We start from the raw sequence: 20,958 nt of genomic DNA on the forward strand, positions 1-20,958 counted from the left end.
AGCCATTGGTCATTGACTTAAAACTTGTTGTAAATATTAACCAGTAAAAGAGCCCAGCCCACAATCAGCAACAGCCCGCCCAATGGAGTAACGGGGCCCAACCAGCTCAATGAAACATTCCAAGCCTTACTCATGGCTAAAAAATAAATGCTCACCGAAAACAAGAAAGTACCCATTATAAAGGACCACGCCATCATGTTTTCCATTTTAGTAGAAAACGAAAAATAAAAACCGACCAGTAACAGCACCACGGCGTGGTACATTTGATATTTGACACCGGTTTCAAAACTTTTTAAGGCTTCTATACCCAATACTTTTTTTAAGGCATGTGCCCCAAATGCACCTAAAACAACCGATAGCAGACCATAAGATGCACCGATCAACAGAACTATTTTCTTCATTAACGCACCTATGGATTGGTTTCTTTATACGAATTTATAATTCCCTCCGCTTTCTCAAAATCGGCCTCATCCACAAATAAATCGGCATTGCCCGGCAAACCGGAACCAAAACCTGCACTCGCAGCCTCTTCAAATTCGTTTTTAACTAAACACTCAATTCCTGCATCTACCAAAAGATCTTTGTAAATTGCAATATCAACCCTATGTCCATATATGACCTTTTTCATCTCCCAATAATTTTTATAGTTAAGTAAAAATAAAATTCCTCTAGTTCATTTTTAAGGTATGTTATTTATTTGATATATGCAAAAGCAATGCGATGGAGTATATCTAACTTTTTACGATAAATTAGCGAATTGATCCTATTCCTTTGTATTTTTGCCAATATTTTACCCGTAACGAATGCAAAAAGAATATACCACAGGTAGCTGTTTCACTAAATTTATCGAAGATATAAGTCACATAAAATTACCAGATAAATTCACGTATCCATTTTACTATGAACCGCACGCATTGTGTGTTAAGGCAGCCAATCAACTGCAACACCTCCTCCTCACCCAAAAAAAATGGCATCACGATTTTGGCCTGGATCATTTTGTTGAGGGAAGCAATATCGGTAAAATGTTTGGTGTTTTGGTGGTTCAAAAAAAAGATGGACAACTAGGTTTTCTATCTGCGTTTAGCGGTAAGCTGGCTGAAACAAACCATCTCCCGGGTTTTGTACCTCCGATATATGACTTACTGGATAAGGATGGTTTTTTTAAGATTGAGGAAGATCAAATAAGTAAGATCAATCATAAAATTGAAGCACTGGAAAATGATGCTGCATACCTCGAGTGCGAAAAAATTAACATCAACGAAATAGAAAAATCCGAAAAAGAATTGCAAGAATTCCGGCAATTCATGAAAAATGCCAAAAATGCCCGTAAGGACCGAAGAAACATTGGAAAACATGAGCTGAGCCAAACAGAATTTGATAAGCTGGCGGAAGAGCTGAAACAAGAAAGCCTAAAACAACAGTACGATTACAAGCAACTCAAAAAACAATGGCAGGAAAGAATTACCCAAAACCAAAATAAGCTTCGAATATTTACCGACAAAATTGATTCTCTTAAAGAAGAAAGAAAGGAACGTTCGGCTGCCCTGCAGCAAAAACTGTTTGACCAGTACCAATTTCTAAACAAAGATGGCGAAACAATGGGTGTTAGTGAAATATTTGCCAATACTTCGCTAAATGTTCCTCCGGCTGGTGCCGGGGACTGCGCTGCTCCAAAGTTGTTTCAATTTGCTTTTCAGCATAAACTAAAGCCCATAGCGATGGCCGAATTCTGGTGGGGTCAGAGTCCCAAATCAGAAATCAGGAAACACAAAAACTTTTATCCTTCGTGCCGAGGAAAATGTGAACCGATTTTGGGGCATATGCTTAAAGGGATACCTATGGACGAAAATCCCATACAATCACCAACCATCCATGAGGATGAACTGGAAATTGTTTTTGAGGATAAGGATGTATTGGTCGTTAACAAACCGGCCGAGTTTTTATCGGTGCCAGGCAAAGAAACGGGAGACTCCGTTTTTTATAGAATACAGCAAAAATATCCTGAAGCAACAGGGCCATTATTGGTTCACCGTTTAGATATGTCAACTTCGGGATTGATTTTAGTGGCCAAAAACAAGGAAGCGCATAAAATATTGCAAAAACAATTCTTGGACAGAACCGTTCAGAAAAGATATGTTGCGTTGTTAGATGGAATTATAGAACAAGATCAAGGTCTTATCAAACTGCCTTTACGGGTCGATTTAGACGACCGTCCCCGACAATTAGTCTGTTACGAATATGGCAAACGTGCCATCACCAAATTCAAGGTAATCGAAAGGAAGGATGGAAAAACAAAAGTTCATTTTTTTCCTATCACTGGCCGAACACACCAACTCAGGGTTCATGCGGCACATCCCCAAGGATTAAATATGCCTATTGTTGGGGACGATTTATATGGTATAAAAAGCAACCGGTTATATTTACATGCGGAATACCTGGAGTTTAGCCACCCTGTAACCAACGAAAAAATTAAAATAAAAGCGGATGCGGATTTTTAAACTCCTCATCGTATCAAATACCACTAAATGGGTGCTACTTGATAATCAATTTACGCGTAACCGTTTTATTAGCATTGGTTGTCAGTCTTAAAATATAGATTCCTTCCGATAAACCTTCAACGTTTAAATCCCAAAGAGACTGTTGTTGATTTCCAACTATCGATTTAACCTGCGATCCCAAAGAATCGAAAATATCAACCTTCTTAAAGGATTTCAATCCTCCGCTAATAGAAACCTTACCGTGAGTAACGGGATTTGGAAAGATTCTGATATTTTCAAGCACATCAGTACCGACTACCTCTGTTGAAGTCAATAAAGTAACAGTAATAGTCCCCATTTTATTTCCATTGATAGGCGGCCCATTAATCATTAATATATTCTGAAAAGGATTCGTAACCATATCGCCAGAAGTGTAATCTGTTCCGCTGTCAGTACCTGCATCGTAGGCAAATATGTCCATGGTAACTGATTCTTTCCACGCTCCCTCAGCGTCCAACAAGTTAAAGCTGTTCAATGCTATAAACCAGTCCGGACTTGGTGCAATCATGGAAACCAAGGTCAGCAAAGGAAAATCCTCACTTACCTCTAACATGGAAATCATCATATCTCCGGTTGCGCTCCCTAAATTAGGCCCGTCGATATATTGATCCGCCTCGCCACTTGATATGGCAGTATTTACTTCACCATTAAATACAGTATTATTTCCTAGTTCGGCCACGCCTTTTAGCCCTGGCGACGCTACACTTCCTATTCCCACAAAGGTGTTGGCTGATTTGTGTGTGGCCCCCACCAGCTTCGACCAATGTACATTTCCAGGCACACTGGTATGGTGCGTTTCGTTCCAAACACTTGTAAAGGTAACATCATAAGTGGCAGCAGACTGACCTACAACCGGTGCTATTGAAAGCACTAATAACAAAACAGTAAAAAAGGTAAAAGCTTTCATAGTATGTTGTTTTAAAAATAATTGGTCGCATTAACATGAAAACACTGACAGTTTACGATGTTATTTCAAGTATTAATTCAGTTGTTCATCCTTTGCCATACAGCTCTTGAAATATCATATTTTTTATTGGTATAATTTACGAAACGCAAATTGTTAACTTCGTTGTTTGATATATAGGAGTATCCTTATTGCTTTGCCTGCACGTTGATAGTGTTTTGAAACCTGGTATACGTTGCTTTACCACAATTTAAAATCTTGTCCTTATTTGAAAACAGATGTAAATAATAGAATTGCTAATTAAACTCTTTGATAGGCCCAATTAACACCTCTTTGGTAACATCCATTAAAGCCCGAATATCACCTTTGTATTTTGAAGTGTCTATGCAGGGATTTATAGTAAGATTCACTTTCCCGGGCAGTACATTAAAAGTCCCCCCTCCGTATACTTTATGGGTATCTTTTATCGTTACCGGAAGAATAGGTAGCTCAAGTGCTTCGGCCATTTTAAAGGCTCCGGTTTTAAAAGGCCTAACGCTGTTACTCCCGCTCCGGGTTCCTTCAGGAAAAATAACCACCGAAGTTCCGTTTACCAGTTTATTTTTGGCTTCCTTTATGGACTCGAAGGCAGCTTTGGGTGAAGACCGGTCGATGAAAATATGCCCCACTTTAGCACTGGCCGGCCCTATAAAGAAAGCATGGCGAAGTTCTTTTTTCATCACCCATCGGAAATCGATACCCAGAAACCCGTAAAGCGCAAAAATATCATAGGCACTCTGATGGTTAGCTACAATTACATACGACTGTTCCTTCTTAATATTTTCTTTACCCTCCACTTTTACACGCATCGGTGTAAAAAACGCAACAGTTTTAGCCCACATCACACCACTTAAGCTTCCTGCCCCGGGTGAAATAAGTACCGCAAGCAAACCGGCCCCAATCGAAAAAACAATACTTGCAATCGCAAATACAGGGATAAAAATAATCCACTTATAAACCTGGTAGAAGAAGTTTCCGATAGCATTCATGTTCAAATAAGTATTAAGATGTAAGGATCAAGTATAGAGGCCTTTCAAAATCTCCCTTACTCATTTTTCGTTACTTTACACTTAAATTATTCTAGTTCACTTAAAATTTTAATGGCCTCGCCCCTATGATTACCACAAAACTCAGGCTCCGCTTTGAATCCACCACAAACATCAGGTCGTTCCTTTTTGCCAAACAATTCGCATTTGAAATCATGAGTTAAATGCGCACAAGCCACTCCCGCTGGTTTCCCGTCTGGCATTTTAGGCAAAGGCGATGATATTGAAGGAGCTATGCAACAGGCCGCACATCCTACTCTACAATCCATAATTTTTGACCGCAAAAATATATTAATTTATTTTGACAACAATATCATACCATCTTAAAAAATATTAGAAATGGTATTTGGCCAAAATGTATTTTGCAAAGTTTTTCGAACGGTCGCCATAAACAGATGAGTAACGCTAAGAGAACAATAGTATATTTGCTCCTGAACAAAATCATCAACTATGAAATTCGAAACAAAACTGGTCCCTGGCAAATTGATAAAGAGATACAAGCGATTTTTAACGGATGTACAATTGGAAGATGGGTCGGTGGTAGTGGCGCATTGCACCAATTCGGGAAGCATGAAGACATGCATTGAGGAAGGAGCTCCCGTTTATCTTTCCCGCGCCGCAGATCCTAAACGAAAAACCAAATTTACCTGGGAAATGATTTTTATCAACAACCAGTGGATTGGCATCAATACAAGTATCCCAAACCAACTTGTTTTTGAAGCCATCAGAGACCATACAATTACCGGTATCGACCAATATTCAAACGTAAAAAGGGAAGTTCAGTTCGGAGATAGCCGTTTTGATGTTTATGCCGAAAATGAAACGGAAAAATGTTTTATCGAAGTCAAGAACGTGACCATGAAGGTTGGTAACAAAGCCCTGTTTCCGGATGCGGTAACTACCAGAGGACAAAAGCACCTGAAGACACTGATCGAAGTAAAAAAGGCCGGGATAAGAGCTATTATGTTTTATGTGATTCAAAGACAAGATATCGACTCCTTCGGAGCGGCAAAGGAAATAGATCCCGACTATGCTTTGGCCTTAAAAGAGGCATATGAACATGGTGTTGAGATATTTCCATATATAGCAGAAGTAAGTCCAGCAGGTATTGAGTTAACACAGAAACTATCTTTTGAAATATAACCGAAGATACCAACGGCAAATGCCGCAAATCCTATCCTAATCTGTTATAATTAAAGCGGGAATAAAACCGAAAAAACCGGTCAACATGATCCAAATCAATGAATAAATTCCATAAGGTTTTTGCCGATAATACATCAAGAAGCAATAAAGAATTGTAAAAAGCACATTTGTGACGAGAACCCCAACTTTTGCGAAATGTATAATAGGACTTACATACTTCGAATTCGGGGACGTAAAAGATATTTCGAACGGTAAACCATATGATAAAACATAATCCGTCGAAGGTGGAAGCATCAGAGAAATGCTGTCAACCAGCTGCTTACTTTGAGCTTCTAAAGCATAGGACTCCTTGCCCAACGATGAAATTACACTCACTGTCCAAAACAAAGGATTAGCCATAACCGTTAAACGATCCGTATCTAAATCGAATTTTGGGGTTTTAAGCTCCTGAATCCTATAACCATCCGTGGTGATAAGGTACATTCTGTTTTGATCGTCGAACATAAAGGCGTAAAAACTTTTATCTTCAGGTTCCATTCTCACTATATATGCCACCTTCATATCTTTGGGCAATCCTATATTCTTGAGCATCGGTTTGCCACGTACCATTTTTAAATGAAAGACCTGGCCTATATTATCCAGAATTAAATAACCTTCATCATAGGCTTTTCGGGTAAAACTGCTCCCATACACTTCTCTAGCCGGAAATACAAAATCACTATGCACAAAAGCTTTCATAAATAAATCGCTTTTTTTGCGGATCACCATATTGGTTTCAGGGTCAATAAACTCGATTTTACTATTTATACGGAATACATCTCCAGGCATCTTCAACTTTACCCTTCCAGAAGAAGACTCCAGCAAAGAATAAAGAGGAATACCAGGGCTTCTTTTTTCCGTTGGATTATAGCTTAAATAAAATATTTTCTTTCTTGCCTCCTTTCCATTAACTGCCTTCCCGTTAATACTTTCGGGAAACCTTGTGTCGGATAGAAGTTGCTTGATATAAAACATGGGTAAAATACTATCGAACTCCGATTGTGTATATATCATACCTGTATTGACATTCTTACGGACAGTATTATGCTTCCCTCTAACATCAATAGTGCAAAAGGCTTTCTCAACAGAACTATAATATGCAAACGGAAGATCCATACTTTTGTCTGTCATCAGATGATAGATCCCCGGTATTATCCATGCCAAAAGCAGAGTGGACAGAATTATAATCGTATATTTTATTATTTTCATTCCTAAATCTCCCGATACATTAATTATGTTTGCCCTGCTTAAAGCGGTAAACCGACAAAAAACCAAACGGAATTACAATCACTGTTAATACCAGGAGCAACCCAATAACAGGTTCTTGTGCAGCCGGTAAGCTTGAAATAAAACTCAACTTCACGGTGCCTGCTCCTATCAGCACATTAAAAACCCTTCTGGACCAGGTAGGTTCCAAACAAATCATGGCCACAAATGAATAAGCAACCAACCCTGCAATATACCATGGTATAGACGTTACAATATAATTGACCATTATTTCTAAGGGGAAGTTTATTCGTGTAAAAACGATTATTCCTATGTTATCAACCGTAAAAATGAACAACAACACCCCCAATCCATAACTATACATTAAGGCTATGATTCGATTTTCGTTCAGCGGCAAATGCAATGTAAGTTTAATACGCTTTTGAATCATTTCAGGTATATACTGCGCAAGACCTAGACACAATCCTGCCGCCAGCGGATAATATTTCATATCGGTATACGCAAACTGCTTACGATTAACTATCACATCTATCAGGTGTTCCATTCCGACAAACCGAAAGGAACGTCCCAGTTTCAAGAAGGTATAAGTCAATAAAATAATTCCAACCCAAAAAATGCCCCAAACGAAAAGCTCGGTTTTCTTCCATTCCTTATATAGCAGTGCTTTTTCCATAGTTTAATATTTTCCGGTTAGGCCGATAAAGGCTTCCTCCAAAGTAAGCCATTCTTCTTTTATTTCTTTTATATTTAAATTACGTTCCTCCGTTATTTTTTTAAGTTCGTTCTGCCCAAGCATGGTATAAACTTCAGTTCTGCCTTTTATGGTAACAGGATGTAACAATTCGGGAAACTCGTTTAACATAAAGGGTTTATCGCAAGCAAAACGAAAGCGACGAAACTTCGACAACAGTTCGCGCACAGGCATTTGCAGAATAATTTTTCCATAGTCCATGATTAAACAATCGTCAATCAGCCGCTCCATATCCTGGATAATATGCGAGGTAACAAAAACTGTTTTATTTTCGGAACGGGCATATTCGCTAAGGTAATCAACAAATAACATACGATACCCTGGATCGAGTCCCATGGAGAAATCGTCCAAAATCAGCAGTTCCGGGTCTTGCGCCAGGATAAGCCCCAGTGCCACTTGCGATCTTTGTCCACACGACATCTGCGAAAGCTTTTGTTTTACATTGATGGTAAGTAGGTTCATCAATTCATAATATCTGTCTTTTTTCCACTTAGGATAAAAGGCAGAGTAGAACTTCTCAATTTCCCTAATGGTCATAAAAGAATATTGAACATGCCCTTCAATCAACAACCCCACCTTTTGCTTGGTTCCTGGAGACAGCCTGGAAGAATTCTCACCAAACATCAAACATTCCCCGCTCCGGGGTTTTAGATATCCGTTTAATATGTTGATGGTAGTTGTTTTACCCGTTCCATTTTTCCCTAGTAATCCTACGATTCTTCCCTCCGGAACGTTAAAATTAAGGTTTTCGTATATACAGCGCGAACCATAAAAATGCGTCAGGTTATTGCATTCGATAATGTTGTTCATAGTTTAGAAATTAATGCCCACATTAAGCTGACAGCTATTAAACTGAATAAGGTCTGAATTTTGATTAGAATATTCTGCGGATAAATTTAACGCTTTCTTTTCTGCAATATTAGTTGTATACTTTATCGATATAAAATAGTTTGAATAATCGGCTGTTTTATATTTCCAATTGGGTAATATTAGTGATTCTTTTATGGTCGATTGTCTTATATCGGAATTCCCCTGTCCGTCCGGTATACCTATAATTTCTTTATTACCAAATAAATACGAGGCATATCCCAAAGAGCACTCCAGATACGAATGTCCAAACAAAACTTGAATCGAAGGTTGAACTTTCCAACCGGTCCTTTGCCAACGCATTTCGCTACTGCTTAGGTATTCCTCTTTAAACTTTTGTTTTTCGATGTGCGCTCGTCCAAATACCATGATCTGATCACTTATATTTGAAGATAAAAAAGCAGATAAGTGCAGGTTTAGCCTATTGAGCGAATAGTTATCACTCTCCGTCAGAAGGCGCTTATCGCTTGTATCCGTTTCTTCATTAACTATGATGCTTTCATATACACGTTCCGTTCCAACTCCATTGGTAAAATGGGCCAATCCATCAAACTGCAAAAACAAATTCTCATATTGTTTTGTCCAACCTAACTTCCCGATTAAAAAATGTTGCTTATAAATACTGGGGTACGTATGCGCAAAATACTGTTCCGTATTACTATTGAGCCACTTAAGAGTATAAAAAAGTCCTTCCTTTTTAACCGGAACGAATTGGACACCGGCCTCAATCGCATTTGAGGAATAATCCGTTTCAAGGTAGGCGTTTGTGCCGGAAAAGACCTTATCGTAAAACCCGAGTCCTTCCAGAAAATAGAAATAATCTTTTTCGTTATCACCGCCGTAAATTCGCATGTTCAAATTTTGCTCATAACGGTCAACTCCCACATGAAGTCCCAACCTGTACTTTTTTACACGGAACGAAACGCCAGGTTTAATACTTATAATTGAGGTATTGGTTTTAGGTCGGGGATCATTTTTCCTATAATGTATTCTAGCCAGGTAGGATCCTTCAATGCCCCACGAGAAAATATCATACTTCCGTTCGATCCCTCCTTTAAAAAAATATTCTTCATGATAACTTGTTCCTCCTGTAGAATCGGCAATTAGATAAGGCCCAATTCTCCCGGAATAATTAATATTGTTCCAAGTTACATTATCTTTTGATCCGTTTTGATAATATACCTCACTATAAAATGTAAAGCTTTCCTTTTTAGTGTAACTATGTATTGCCAAGCGATATTTATTTGTTTTATTTCCTTTTTGTACGTTATATAATTTTCCATCCTCATTATAGTAATAGCTGCCCCCCATGGTTTTAACGTTTACTTGATGCAATCCATCCATTAAGGCGGGGTTAGCGAACTGTGTTGAATCCATTGCCTTGTTCCAAAACGAAACATAAGCCAAATCCTTTACCTGCTGACCCTGTATAGAAATACAGACTATTCCAAGAATAGCGCGAATGATATAAGCAATATTTTTAGGCATGTTATAAACCCGGCATAGGAGTTACTGTAGTTTCAAAATCCACTGCGGAATTGTTTGTATCCATATATACTTTTCTTCCGTTTACTTCCCTGGCCACCTTTCTGCGCACGCATTTGCCATAGCGTTCGTCTCCCTCATCGCCGCAATGCGTATAACTTGCATCAAGTGCCGGAGAAATGACCTTTAAACTAAAGCTACTAGGCGTACTCATTTCAACCGCATCTATAATTACATCGTTGGGAACTTTATAACGAATCAAAGGTTTACCGATAGCTGTTTGGCCTTCAATGACATTATTGGTTAAAAAATCGTCCATTGCACCCTCCTGTTTAAAAATAATATACGATTTTAAACCTCTGTTATGCGGTGTCCAAATGGTTTTAGAAGAAGAGTAACTCTTAATCAAATTTTCCACTTCAGGCACATCCGAATCTAAACTATGATCATCCCACCATTCAAAATCGGCCATCGTCAAATCAAATGAATTAGGATTTTCTGTCGTGTGATCAATTCCTAAGTCAGCCAATATAATGGTTTCGCCTGGTTGCACGGGGTATGTGGTTCCATCTCCCGGAATAGTGTAGATATGGTTTACCACAAATGCTTCATCCCTGCTAACAATTGATTCCCAATCATAAACATCCGAAGAAGTAAGCACATGTGACTCACTGAGCGATATTCCATCGGCATATAACACTTCATCGGAATTGTTGACTATAGAAAAATATTTGTCGCTTCGATAAGACTTGTCCTCCGGCGTTCGCGAACCGGTAAAATATAATTCCTTAAAAACCCATGTGTTGCTATTAATACTCACAGACAATTCTAGAGAGAGCGATTGAGATTTTCCGACTATACTTAAATTCTCTTGTGTACCTACCAGGTTTGCTGTAGTTGTAAATGATTCGCTACCAGCAATGGTTGTGTATTCTTTTTCCGCAAAAGCAGAAACATTATATACGCCTTCGGGTATTTCAATCTCCCATTCTCCCTCTGTACCTGTTAATCCATCATAAACTTTACCTGAGTTTTGATTTATTAGACTCAACGATACTCCATCCTTATTTACACCACCTAATTCGTCTGGGAAAGAAACCTCAACGCTTAGCATAGTAACAGGCGTTTCTTGGTCCTTACAAGAAAAGAATAATAAAACCGACATCAGTACAAAACCTACACATCTCAACTTATTCATAATTTTATTTTATTTTATATTTAATTTCTGCTCCAAAATAAGGGCTTTGGGGTCCGAATGCGGAATTAGTACTTCTTTGATAGTATTTACCATTATTGGATGTATATGGCGTATAATAACCCAAAAATCGATTTACATAAAACGCAATTTTAATCCTATCACCTATTTCTTTAGTCATCTTCATATGCAAATCCATTGAAAAGGGAATGGTTTGTTTTTGATAAAATATGCTTGAGTAACTTCTATTAAGATGCCTTAAAACATAATCCTGTTCATCTCCTTCGAGATATGGATATTGCTGGCCCTTTTTATCAAAATAAAATACCGGATGTTCCAACCTATAGGTCCTTTCATAATCTGAATACCAGATTAACTGTGCATTAATCGTGTAAATCAACCTTAACAAGGGTATATGCGTATCAAATCTCACATTACTATTAAATTGTCCCTTTTTCAATCCTCCGATATTATAAACCCCTACATATGGGTATTCTTCATTATTCAAGATAACCGAAGGACGGGACTGCACCAATTCTGATGTGCCATACTCCGTTTTAAACCAGGCTCCGTTAATACTTATATTTGTTTTTAAAGGATTTATCTTTGGGAACTCAATACTATATTCTACACCTTTTTTATCCACTAACGCCGCATTATTGTCAATGTCAATATAATAAAACCCAGTATCTTTTTCAAAAGTAAATTCATTTAAACCAGGTGGTTCTGTCAGCCCCTCAGAGGAAACAGAAGATGCATCATACTTATTATAAATTAGTGCATAATAATTATCATTGCTTGAATAACCGCTTGTGCTACGCTCATGAAAAACAGTTGACTTTAGTTTAAAATTGTTCCATTCAATCCTTAATGACAATTCTTTCTTTTTGTTTCGGGAAGGTTTTAATGCATAGTTTGTTCTATCCATAATATAGGTACGAGTGTAAAGTGTCCTCAAATCGGGATTTTGCGAAAAATAGTTTAACTCTATAATATCAATATAAACAGGATATGTGTACATCAGATAACTCATCGGAAGTTTTGTGTGATTTCCGTATCCTGCACCTACCCATATGTTCAAACCATTATTTATCCATTTGATCTCAGGTAATTTAATGTTTAAATTTAAACGCGGATCTATATAAATTTTTCCTTTTATGGAATAGTCTTCGCTTAAATTAATGAGTTGATTGCTCCGAACACCTATTTGGTTAGTAAACTCCCAATTTCCTAATGCTAACATTATTTTATCCTCGGCATAATAAAACATTTTTTGGAGAGCCGGAATAGATCTGAAATCTCTGGGCCTACCGGTTAATGTTCCGACGAACGGTGGCCGTGAAGAATCGTAAGTTTCCCCTTTCCCATTGTTTTTAACCGAAGTATAACTCCCCCCGAGGTTGAGCAAATGGGACATTCCTTTTGTATATAATTTCTTACTAAATTCAATATTAACAAATACATCCACCGGTTTACCCTCAATTTGCAAATCGGCTTGGTACTGGCTTGGCAAATAAATCCCTTTTGAAACTCCTTCTGTGGTGGAAATTGGTTGGGGAGTGGGACCATTTAAGGCAATAAATTTATCTCTGACAATTTTATCCTGCGTTTGTGAGGCAGAAAAATTAAAAGCCAACTTATCCAGCCATTTGCTGTTGGCATAATATGCTGCCTGTAAGCTGGCGCTTATCTTCTTATAGTCACTTTTAAACAAATCATTTACCCCGGAATTAATTTCCGGATCCTCTTTTTCTTTGTCCAATGTATTTATTAAACTCACACCTATTTTTGTGGTAAGTGTTTTATTATCAATAATAAATTTCCTTTTATGTCGCAAGGACGAGGTTATTCTTTGATAATTATTTAATGAATTCCTGGGATCGGATACATAATTCAAATAATCAAAACCTATATTTAACACGCCCCCTTTTTTAGGTAATGCGATCCCTTTTCCAATGGCCAGTAGTTTATTATTTATATCCGTTTTTGCCCTAACTTCCAACGGACTTACTCCTTCTTTACGTTGTATTACGACTACTCCGGAGGTAAGGTCTCCATACTTCGCCGAAGGTATACCTGTAATCACTTCAACACTCTCTATTTCATCGGTACTAAACTGCCTCAAGTCTAAACCGTTAGCAGTTGAAGTGTTTTGGGAAATACTAATATCGGTACCGTAAGGTTGCTGCATATTCCCATCATCCGAAATTGGAATACCATCAATAACTATACTTGTTCCGATAGCTGTATTATTATCCGAATCTACTTGCCTTATGCTAATGTAATTGGGTTGTGATAAATCTGGCTCTTCAATTAAGTTACCGGGAAGTAGTTGCAGTAGGTCACTTAAACCCGATGGCTGAATATGCTGAATGGCGGTTTGCTTGATTTTATAAGAAGAATACAAATCAGAGTTTACGTTTGCAATGACTTTTATATCGGGCAACGAAAGACTTGTGGGTTTAAGTTTAATAAATATCCTTTCCTCCCGATTAACAAAAATAATGGTATCCAATTCCTCAAACGAGAGACTACTGAATACTAATTTAACATGTTTCGCACAAGGGGCTGTAATTTTAAACATACCACTTTCGTTACTCATGCTCCCCGAAATACCGTCCTCTATCTGTATGGCGCAATAAGGTACTGGTTGATTTGTCTCTGAATTTACCAATTCACCAACAATAGAACAGGCACCTTGAGCGAATAATCCATCGCTCAGAATGCCCGTGAATAAAAATACTATATTTATACCTAACAATATTCGAAAACTCAGCATTACATGCCCAATTTATTTACAAACCTCACAATGAAATAATGAATACACCATAATAGTAAACCGATAACGATCCAAACAGAAATCTCAGATATTTATCTGTTTTTGTATAGCTTTACTTGCCCCAATGTATGGATGTAAAGATAATTAAATATCACTGAGTTAAAGCCAAACGCTTTCTATCGATGCGACAAACCCAACTCTTCGGCAGATATCTCGCGCATTTCCACTTTTCGGACTTTGCCGGTTACCGTGGTTGGGAACTCGTTTACAAACTTCCAATATTTAGGAATTTTAAAAGTAGCAATCTGACCTTTGCAATAGGCTTTTAATTCTTCTTCTGCTATTTGAGTACCGTTTTTTAAAATCACCCAGGCCATCACCTCTTCGCCATATTTAAAGTCAGGAACACCGATCACCTGAACCTCTTTAATGGCATCATGATTATGCAAGAACTCTTCAACCTCGAATGGTGAAATATTTTCCCCTCCCCTAATGATCATATCCTTGATACGACCAACAATTTTCACATATCCATCTTCATCCATTTCGGCAAGGTCACCCGTATGCATCCAGCGTCCTTCATCAATAACGGAGGCAGTTGCTTCCGGATTGTTCCAATATTTTAACATCACCGAATAGCCGCGTGTACATAATTCTCCCCGCGTTCCCCTTGGTGCAATTTTCCCTGTTTCCGGGTCTATGATTTTTAACTCTATATGGGGATGTACCTTACCAACAGTAGCACACCTTCTGTACTCATTGTCGTCGACGAAGGTTTGCGTGCTTACCGGCGATGTTTCGGTCATACCGTAACAGATCCCTACCTCCTTCATGTTCATTTGTTCGCGGACGGCCCTCATGGTGGATTCAGGACATGATGCTCCGGCCATGATTCCTGTGCGCAACATCGAAAAGTCAAATTCCTTGAATCGTGGGTGGTTCAACTCGGCAATAAACATCAACGGAACCCCGTACAGCGAGGTACATTTTTCGTCCTGAACCGTTTGCATTACCACCTCGGCATCAAATGCTTCACCTGTCAACACCATACATGATCCATGTGTAATACAGGCCAGATTGGCCAGTACCATACCGAAACAGTGATAGAGAGGAACCGGAATACAGACTTTGTCCGTTTCTGTGTATTTTAATCGCTCACCAATAAAATAACCATTGTTCAAAATATTATGATGCGATAAGGTAGCTCCCTTGGGGAATCCCGTTGTACCCGAAGTATATTGAATATTGATGGGATCATCGAACTGAAGTTCATCTTCAATAGAGTTCAACTCTTCAGTTGTGATTTTTTTACCCGCCCCCAACATAGTTTGCCAATCATGGTCAATAACCACGATATGTTTCAGGTAGATACATTCAGCACGTACTTCATTCAGGATTTCAATATAATTGGTCTTTCTGAACCCTTTGGACATGATCAACAGACTAACCCCGGACTGTTTCAGGGCATACTTCAGTTCAGACGCTTTATAAGCCGGGTTGATATTTACCATCACTGCCCCAATGCGGGCAGTAGCAAATTGAACCAACACCCACTCAAATCGGTTTGCCGACCAAATACCTACCCGGTCACCTTTTTTAACACCATAGCTCAAAATACCTTTGGCTACTTCTTCCACATCTTGCCAAAACTCTTTATAGGTAGCCCTGTAATTTTGATAGGGCACTGACAACGCTTCGCATTCCGGAAATCTTTCAACTGTTTCTTTTAGCTTTTCTGCGATAGTAACGCCCAATAACGGTTTATCTGAAGCACCGCTTTCGTATGATAATTTTGTCACGATAAGTAATGTTTGATTTTTAAAAAGGCCATAAATGTAATAAGGAATTTGCAAAACTTGATTAAAATCACGAAATCTTCGCGACTTTAATTCCACTTTATCAAGCATTCATCCAGACCAAAGCGAAAGCGATTAGCGTATATTTTGTGCTTACTAATTTTAAATAATATTCAAAATTAACCTCATGGATGCAATGAACACCCCTACCAAACCGCCAACTACAGCGCCGTTTAACCTGATAAACTGAAGATCGTTCCCCACTTTTTCTTCTATCTGGCCAACCAACTCGGTATCATCCAGCTTTGACAAACTCAGACGCACCATCTCGCCTATTTCGTGATGGTATTTACTAATTAGTTCACTGATGTTTAAGCGTAACCATCTATCTATTTTATCCTGGCTGTTTTTGTCTCCTTCCAGTTCTAGCAGCAGCTTATCCACATTATTTTCAATAAAACCTGAAATTACAGATTCCTTTTCATTTAATTGCTGACTTAGAGACTGCCTTAAATTGGACAAAAGACTTTGAATCATATGTTTCGCATCGGCATTATGAATCAGTTTCTCTTTCCAGCCGTCGACCATTTGTGTGGCTTCCTGGTCGCCTGAGATCAGTTTGTTCGAGAAATGCAAGATGTTATCTTCAACTTTAACACGTATTTGATGCCGGGGATCATTCTTGGCCTCTTCGATGAACTCGTTCATCGAAATCAGAATTTTATCGGTTATTACCTCACTGTCCATAACTCCCAGGCCACCCGCAATACCCAGAAAAATACCTTTAAACAAGCCTTCGCTCTTGTATTCGTCCAATTGCCTCTCTACCAGGTGAAGCAAGGCTAAGCGGGTAGAATTATCGTAAATGGTTTTTTGCGCCGAATCAAGAACCATCATCCATAACTGCTCGTGTTCGCCTTCCCTGATCGATCTTTTAATCCAGTTACCAAGCGGAGCGGATACATTCAGATCTTTTATTTGCTCCCTTAAGACAGATTGGATAAACCCGGCCACCTCAGGGGTGTCCAGCTCTTCGGTTAGTCTAACAAAAGTATCCTTTAAAAAACCGACCACCCGTCTTTTATTCTGAGGTAGGTGCAAAGCTTCAATGACATTTTTAACAATGGAGAATTCGGCAATTTTTTCCCTGATAATGTCCGGTGCCAGCCATTTGTTGGTAACCAGGTCTACCACACCTTCGGTTAGTTTCATACGATTACGAACAATTATATTGGTGTGTTTTTTAACCACCGGAATCGGTATTTCATGGAACAGTGCGCTTACCGCAAACCAATCGGCAAAACCACCGATGGTTGCCGCCTCAAAACCGGACAATAAAATATGCCAGTAGGGATTCACCAAATATTCAAATGAGAGAAGTAATTGTACGGTTATCAACCCAAAGATGGAGATTAGCAAGGAAATTATTCCTATTTTATTTTTATGATTGCCCATTTAATGCAAAGGTTTTGTTATCGAATCCTTAAACCATGTATAATGTAGCAATTATTCAAGTCAAAACCTTTAAATCCGATAAGAAATCACAATGAAATTAACAAATCCTATCCTTCCGGATTCCTGAGGGCAAACCGTTCCGCTCCCGGGTTTTGTTATGCCGGGGAGTGAATTCTGTCCCGTGCTTTATTTTTCGGGCATTTTGTCATATCCCATCAAAATCATCTACCTTAACGAGGACAAGCCAAAAACCTGTTTGGTTTTTGGCTTGTCCTCGTTAGTCGGCAATATTAACACGCTATCTTTAAAGAAAGTTATATGTTTTTTTCAATCATAACTTGTTCCTTCTTCAAATCAATCATCCGACCAATGACCGTCTCAGTGCCCAAGTCCTGCCCTGATACATTAATCTGTTCAAAGTAATTGTACCACCCGGAAGTTTCCACAATTTCCTGAAACTTCTCCAACAGATCACCTGACGGGAATTTAGTGATCGCAAAGAAATCGTAATCCGCTTTGTAAGGCGAGGAATCATCATTTGTGCCCCACGCATCCACAATTACCCCTTCCGAAATTAAATCGGCCATTGCGGGCCCAATTTGTACCACAAAGTCCTCACGCTTACGCTTTGATAAATCGTACCATGCATCTTTGGCCTTCCAAAATTCGATAAAAATTCTCATACTATCATTGATTAAAGTTAACTGAATGTTCAATAGTGTACAGGGATATGTTTAATCTGTTCCTTATATTTCTATAACAGACTAAGTTTTATTAAGTTCACCGTTTTCTCAAATACTTTTTAGGAATTTTAACACCGTTAGAGTCTCCTGTCCAAACCAGGTTTGCTATCCACCACCTCTCGCTATGGTATACAAGCTGGTAACTGTTAATCCCACGTTCTTCTTTTGATTCCGAATCTTTGGCATAAAAACTTTGAAACACATGCGCTATGCCGTTATATTCATCCACCGCTTTTCCCAATTCATATTCAGTAAACCCCTTTTGGTAATATTCGTCAGATAGGTGTGCTATAAATTCGTCCACGCTAACCGTTTCTATCGGGATAGGATGGTCTTCATCGTGATATACAACCGTCATGCGTGCAGTGGGTAAAAACAAGTTCCTGAACGCGTCCCAATTTCTTTCTTTACCTTCCTCTCCTGATATAATGTTCAGTACCTCCTTTACAATGCCTTTGATGGACTTAGTGGGATCAGAGTTTCTGCCCCTTTGTTGTGCTTTCAGCGAAAACGAAATCAGAAATATGACTACAAATACAATTTTTTTCATCTGTTCAGATATAATTTAGATTAGGGATAAGAAACCGAGGCTAATCCTAAGGTTTGTGTTATTCGTGCACTAGGACCATTTTGTTTAAACCCGGATATGTATTAAAGGTACGTAACGTGGATTTAAAATACCATGAAACAAGCGGTTGCTGAAACGAGGCATAACCTGTTCCGATTACTTTCGGGGGCACCACTCCGGTGAGTTGAAGAAACTTTGTGAAATGCCTTGTTTCGAAGTAGTTTATTTGCGTAACGCGATTTCTAATGCATATGGCGGGTAAACCATACAATTAACGATGCTGATCCACCAAAATGGGGTTTCCATCTGGATCCAGTATTACAAAACTTGCCGGCCCTGTTGTTGTTTCATCGGCTTCCGATTGAAATTCAATCCCCTTGTCTTTGAGTTGTTTTTGAATTTCGCGCACATCGGTAAAAGGGTTGACCTCTTGCGCGTTTTTGTCCCATCCCGGATTGAAGGTCAGTATGTTTTGATCGAACATGCCCTGGAAAAGCCCAACCGTTGCACTCCCGTTTTGCATGATCAACCAGTTTTGGTTGATATCGCCTCCAAAAACGGCAAAACCAAGTTTTTCGTAAAATGCCTTGGATGCATGAATATCCTTTACGGCAAGACTGATAGAAAATGTACCTAGTTGCATATGTCATAATTTTATGTGGTAGTAGCTGAACAATGAGGCGGGTACTTTGGTTCGGTCAGTTTAAATTATAAATCCGGGCCATGATCAACCCAATAAAAATACAAGTATCAATCCTTATACTACTGGCACATGGATGCGCCATCTCCATAACATGGTCGGCAATCCAATAACAGTCCCGAAACATTATCTGACGGCGTGGAAATGGACATTAACACCCAAGAAGCGGAAGCCTACATTAGGGTAATGATCCCTGTAAGTAAAGAATAAAAAGGTGACAAACAAGAAAAGATAGGTGACTGTTGCGAAATTCAATCTGACGCTTTAGAAATGAACTCTGACAGTAAAGAAATGGCATCTTACAGTCAAGAATCGGCAGGTAGCAGCGACGAAAAGACAACAGTCAACCGCCCGAACCCATATGGATTTCACGAAAAGAGACCTGTATAATACCGGGAGTTGTTTAACAATCAATAACTCCGAAATTATGTATGGCACCCTACGAACTAGTTCAAGAATTATTTTCTAAAATCATATACCGTTAAATTTAAAAATACTAAAACATCATACTCCAGTTCCACTAATCCCATTTATCAACACAATCCAAAGTCTTATCATCTATAACCAGACTTTCATCACATACATGAATAAACGAACGAATAATTTGAATATCTTATTGCTAATCTTAATATTAAATTAAGAAACTATTAAATAGCCTTTTATTCATTAACTAAATTATATTTACCATGAATGCCAGACAACGTAACAAAGTAGCTATGTTCAAGGCTGTCGACAAGGTGTTCAACACCTTTAACACAGAAATAAACTCCATTCCGGCACTTGGGGAACAAGTAAACCTATTCTATGCAACTTCCGGAAAAATACAAGAGGTCTATCAAATCCAACAGGGGCTTTCAAATAGCAACAGCGCTTTAAAAGTAAAAGAGGAAGCGGAATTGATTGAGGCCACCGTTGAAATGGCTGCTGCGCTTTTTGTATATGCACAGATTAACAGCATGCCGGATTTACAAGCCAAGTGTGCCGTAACACCTTCTCAACTCGAAAAAATGCCCGACGAGATGCTTCAAGCTGCCTGCCTCAACATCTACCGGGAAGCTGAAAAACTAAACGGTAACTTAACCGACTACGGGAAAGGGCCTGAGGACATAACTGCGCTTAAAAAGGAAATTGATGATTTTGTCAATATCGTCAGTGCCCCTCGTGCTGCCATAGTAACCCGCTCGCAAGCCACCACCGAACTGGACAAACTGATAAAAGATTGCACCAACCTGCTTACGGATAAAATCGATAAGCTAATGCTTCTTATTCAAAACAAAAACCTAAAGGTTTATAATACTTACAAAGCTGCCAGGGTAATCGTTGACCTAAGAAAAGGAAAAACCATAGTTGAGCAGGAGTAGTTTAACAAATAGCCTATATTAGCTGGTAACAAAAAATGAGGTTTCGTAATCGCTTAGGCGTTTTTTTATATTTTGAAGGGAAGGCTGCCCGAAAGGGCAGTCTTTTTTTAGTGGATGAAGAGATGACCATCCCGAATCGTTACTGCTGAATCAACTTGCTTTGAAATGGAATCGGCAGCAGCTTTTATGGAATCGGAACCGGAAGGCGCATGAACCATTTATCATGGGGTGTATCATATTACAGTCAGGTATGATATTTTAAATTCAGTTGCGGTCCGATTGTTAGGAATTCATCTCCACCAAACCAAACTCTAACACCCATA

General features: G+C 38.8%; 19 protein-coding genes. 3 read left to right on the forward strand and 16 right to left on the reverse strand.

The genetic code is table 11. The features are described 5' to 3' along the window. Positions 1 to 17: 17 nt before the first annotated feature. Both ACT29I_RS21760 and ACT29I_RS21765 read right to left on the reverse strand, forming a co-directional pair. Positions 18 to 401 (reverse strand): DUF423 domain-containing protein, encoded by a 384-nt coding sequence (locus ACT29I_RS21760; protein WP_430933329.1) that lies wholly within the window; start codon positions 399 to 401, stop codon positions 18 to 20. Positions 402 to 409: 8 nt separating this feature from the next. Further along, entirely contained in the window at positions 410 to 628 is a 219-nt protein-coding gene (locus ACT29I_RS21765) for a putative signal transducing protein (RefSeq protein ID WP_430933328.1), read from the reverse strand. Between the two features lie 175 nt (positions 629 to 803). On the opposite strand from ACT29I_RS21765, the gene ACT29I_RS21770 reads away from it, so the two are divergent. Beyond that, a complete protein-coding gene (locus tag ACT29I_RS21770) occupies positions 804 to 2,498 on the forward strand; it encodes an RluA family pseudouridine synthase (RefSeq protein WP_430933327.1) in 1,695 nt (564 codons plus the stop codon). 34 nt (positions 2,499 to 2,532) lie between these two features. On the opposite strand, the gene ACT29I_RS21775 is transcribed toward ACT29I_RS21770, so the two are convergent. The 3 genes from ACT29I_RS21775 to ACT29I_RS21785 all read right to left on the reverse strand — a co-directional run bounded on the left by ACT29I_RS21775 (position 2,533) and on the right by ACT29I_RS21785 (position 4,795). Further along, positions 2,533 to 3,444, reverse strand: coding sequence for a spondin domain-containing protein (locus ACT29I_RS21775; RefSeq protein ID WP_444794401.1), 912 nt, complete (start codon positions 3,442 to 3,444; stop codon positions 2,533 to 2,535). 293 nt (positions 3,445 to 3,737) lie between these two features. After that, positions 3,738 to 4,469, reverse strand: a complete 732-nt coding sequence (locus ACT29I_RS21780; protein ID WP_430933325.1) for a lysophospholipid acyltransferase family protein — start codon at positions 4,467 to 4,469, stop codon at positions 3,738 to 3,740. Between the two features lie 86 nt (positions 4,470 to 4,555). Further along, entirely contained in the window at positions 4,556 to 4,795 is a 240-nt protein-coding gene (locus ACT29I_RS21785; protein WP_430933324.1) for a YkgJ family cysteine cluster protein, read from the reverse strand. 181 nt (positions 4,796 to 4,976) lie between these two features. Between ACT29I_RS21785 and sfsA the strand changes: the two genes are divergently transcribed. Next, complete coding sequence (gene sfsA / locus ACT29I_RS21790) at positions 4,977 to 5,669, forward strand: DNA/RNA nuclease SfsA (RefSeq protein ID WP_444794402.1); 693 nt, start codon at positions 4,977 to 4,979, stop codon at positions 5,667 to 5,669. 36 nt (positions 5,670 to 5,705) lie between these two features. Here the strand turns inward: sfsA and ACT29I_RS21795 are convergent, their stop codons facing one another. The 11 genes from ACT29I_RS21795 to ACT29I_RS21845 all read right to left on the reverse strand — a co-directional run bounded on the left by ACT29I_RS21795 (position 5,706) and on the right by ACT29I_RS21845 (position 19,217). Then, positions 5,706 to 6,839, reverse strand: a complete 1,134-nt coding sequence (locus tag ACT29I_RS21795; RefSeq protein WP_444794403.1) for a DUF4857 domain-containing protein — start codon at positions 6,837 to 6,839, stop codon at positions 5,706 to 5,708. A gap of 97 nt (positions 6,840 to 6,936) precedes the next feature. Continuing rightward, positions 6,937 to 7,608, reverse strand: a complete 672-nt coding sequence (locus ACT29I_RS21800; protein ID WP_444794404.1) for a hypothetical protein — start codon at positions 7,606 to 7,608, stop codon at positions 6,937 to 6,939. A 3-nt stretch (positions 7,609 to 7,611) separates the two neighbouring features. Continuing rightward, the gene (locus tag ACT29I_RS21805; protein ID WP_444794405.1) at positions 7,612 to 8,496 is read right to left on the reverse strand and encodes an ABC transporter ATP-binding protein; all 885 of its coding nucleotides are present in this window, start codon (positions 8,494 to 8,496) and stop codon (positions 7,612 to 7,614) included. A 3-nt stretch (positions 8,497 to 8,499) separates the two neighbouring features. Further along, positions 8,500 to 10,041 (reverse strand): DUF6850 family outer membrane beta-barrel protein, encoded by a 1,542-nt coding sequence (locus tag ACT29I_RS21810; RefSeq protein WP_444794406.1) that lies wholly within the window; start codon positions 10,039 to 10,041, stop codon positions 8,500 to 8,502. Position 10,042: 1 nt separating this feature from the next. Continuing rightward, positions 10,043 to 11,236, reverse strand: a complete 1,194-nt coding sequence (locus tag ACT29I_RS21815) for a DUF4876 domain-containing protein (protein ID WP_430933317.1) — start codon at positions 11,234 to 11,236, stop codon at positions 10,043 to 10,045. A 4-nt stretch (positions 11,237 to 11,240) separates the two neighbouring features. Then, positions 11,241 to 14,012, reverse strand: a complete 2,772-nt coding sequence (locus ACT29I_RS21820; RefSeq protein ID WP_444794407.1) for a TonB-dependent receptor — start codon at positions 14,010 to 14,012, stop codon at positions 11,241 to 11,243. A 176-nt stretch (positions 14,013 to 14,188) separates the two neighbouring features. After that, on the reverse strand, positions 14,189 to 15,811 hold the full coding sequence (locus ACT29I_RS21825; RefSeq protein ID WP_430933315.1) for an AMP-binding protein: 1,623 nt from the start codon (positions 15,809 to 15,811) through the stop codon (positions 14,189 to 14,191). A 159-nt stretch (positions 15,812 to 15,970) separates the two neighbouring features. Beyond that, a complete protein-coding gene (locus ACT29I_RS21830; protein ID WP_444794408.1) occupies positions 15,971 to 17,263 on the reverse strand; it encodes a DUF445 domain-containing protein in 1,293 nt (430 codons plus the stop codon). 314 nt (positions 17,264 to 17,577) lie between these two features. Then, positions 17,578 to 17,946, reverse strand: a complete 369-nt coding sequence (locus ACT29I_RS21835; RefSeq protein ID WP_430933313.1) for a DUF6616 family protein — start codon at positions 17,944 to 17,946, stop codon at positions 17,578 to 17,580. A 97-nt stretch (positions 17,947 to 18,043) separates the two neighbouring features. Further along, a complete protein-coding gene (locus ACT29I_RS21840) occupies positions 18,044 to 18,556 on the reverse strand; it encodes a hypothetical protein (RefSeq protein ID WP_444794409.1) in 513 nt (170 codons plus the stop codon). 289 nt (positions 18,557 to 18,845) lie between these two features. Continuing rightward, the gene (locus ACT29I_RS21845) at positions 18,846 to 19,217 is read right to left on the reverse strand and encodes a VOC family protein (RefSeq protein WP_430933311.1); all 372 of its coding nucleotides are present in this window, start codon (positions 19,215 to 19,217) and stop codon (positions 18,846 to 18,848) included. A gap of 743 nt (positions 19,218 to 19,960) precedes the next feature. Between ACT29I_RS21845 and ACT29I_RS21850 the strand changes: the two genes are divergently transcribed. Further along, the gene (locus ACT29I_RS21850; protein WP_430933310.1) at positions 19,961 to 20,635 is read left to right on the forward strand and encodes a hypothetical protein; all 675 of its coding nucleotides are present in this window, start codon (positions 19,961 to 19,963) and stop codon (positions 20,633 to 20,635) included. Positions 20,636 to 20,958: the final 323 nt, after the last annotated feature.

Origin of the sequence: Saccharicrinis sp. GN24d3 (assembly GCF_052400645.1) — a bacterium.
In the GTDB taxonomy this organism is placed as follows: Bacteria; Bacteroidota; Bacteroidia; order Bacteroidales; family Marinilabiliaceae; genus Saccharicrinis.

Excerpts from the sequence above, each read along its gene's own strand:
- ACT29I_RS21770 (WP_430933327.1), top strand. The coding sequence starts at position 804 with ATGCAAAAAGAATATACCACAGGTAGCTGTTTCACTAAATTTATCGAA.
- ACT29I_RS21815 (WP_430933317.1), bottom strand. The coding sequence starts at position 11,236 with ATGAATAAGTTGAGATGTGTAGGTTTTGTACTGATGTCGGTTTTATTA.
- ACT29I_RS21775 (WP_444794401.1), bottom strand. The coding sequence starts at position 3,444 with ATGAAAGCTTTTACCTTTTTTACTGTTTTGTTATTAGTGCTTTCAATA.
- ACT29I_RS21810 (WP_444794406.1), bottom strand. The coding sequence starts at position 10,041 with ATGCCTAAAAATATTGCTTATATCATTCGCGCTATTCTTGGAATAGTC.
- ACT29I_RS21805 (WP_444794405.1), bottom strand. The coding sequence starts at position 8,496 with ATGAACAACATTATCGAATGCAATAACCTGACGCATTTTTATGGTTCG.
- ACT29I_RS21840 (WP_444794409.1), bottom strand. The coding sequence starts at position 18,556 with ATGAAAAAAATTGTATTTGTAGTCATATTTCTGATTTCGTTTTCGCTG.
- ACT29I_RS21845 (WP_430933311.1), bottom strand. The coding sequence starts at position 19,217 with ATGCAACTAGGTACATTTTCTATCAGTCTTGCCGTAAAGGATATTCAT.
- ACT29I_RS21835 (WP_430933313.1), bottom strand. The coding sequence starts at position 17,946 with ATGAGAATTTTTATCGAATTTTGGAAGGCCAAAGATGCATGGTACGAT.
- ACT29I_RS21795 (WP_444794403.1), bottom strand. The coding sequence starts at position 6,839 with ATGACAGACAAAAGTATGGATCTTCCGTTTGCATATTATAGTTCTGTT.
- ACT29I_RS21765 (WP_430933328.1), bottom strand. The coding sequence starts at position 628 with ATGAAAAAGGTCATATATGGACATAGGGTTGATATTGCAATTTACAAA.
- ACT29I_RS21800 (WP_444794404.1), bottom strand. The coding sequence starts at position 7,608 with ATGGAAAAAGCACTGCTATATAAGGAATGGAAGAAAACCGAGCTTTTC.
- ACT29I_RS21850 (WP_430933310.1), top strand. The coding sequence starts at position 19,961 with ATGAATGCCAGACAACGTAACAAAGTAGCTATGTTCAAGGCTGTCGAC.
- ACT29I_RS21830 (WP_444794408.1), bottom strand. The coding sequence starts at position 17,263 with ATGGGCAATCATAAAAATAAAATAGGAATAATTTCCTTGCTAATCTCC.
- ACT29I_RS21780 (WP_430933325.1), bottom strand. The coding sequence starts at position 4,469 with ATGAATGCTATCGGAAACTTCTTCTACCAGGTTTATAAGTGGATTATT.
- ACT29I_RS21760 (WP_430933329.1), bottom strand. The coding sequence starts at position 401 with ATGAAGAAAATAGTTCTGTTGATCGGTGCATCTTATGGTCTGCTATCG.
- ACT29I_RS21785 (WP_430933324.1), bottom strand. The coding sequence starts at position 4,795 with ATGGATTGTAGAGTAGGATGTGCGGCCTGTTGCATAGCTCCTTCAATA.
- ACT29I_RS21820 (WP_444794407.1), bottom strand. The coding sequence starts at position 14,012 with ATGCTGAGTTTTCGAATATTGTTAGGTATAAATATAGTATTTTTATTC.
- sfsA (WP_444794402.1), top strand. The coding sequence starts at position 4,977 with ATGAAATTCGAAACAAAACTGGTCCCTGGCAAATTGATAAAGAGATAC.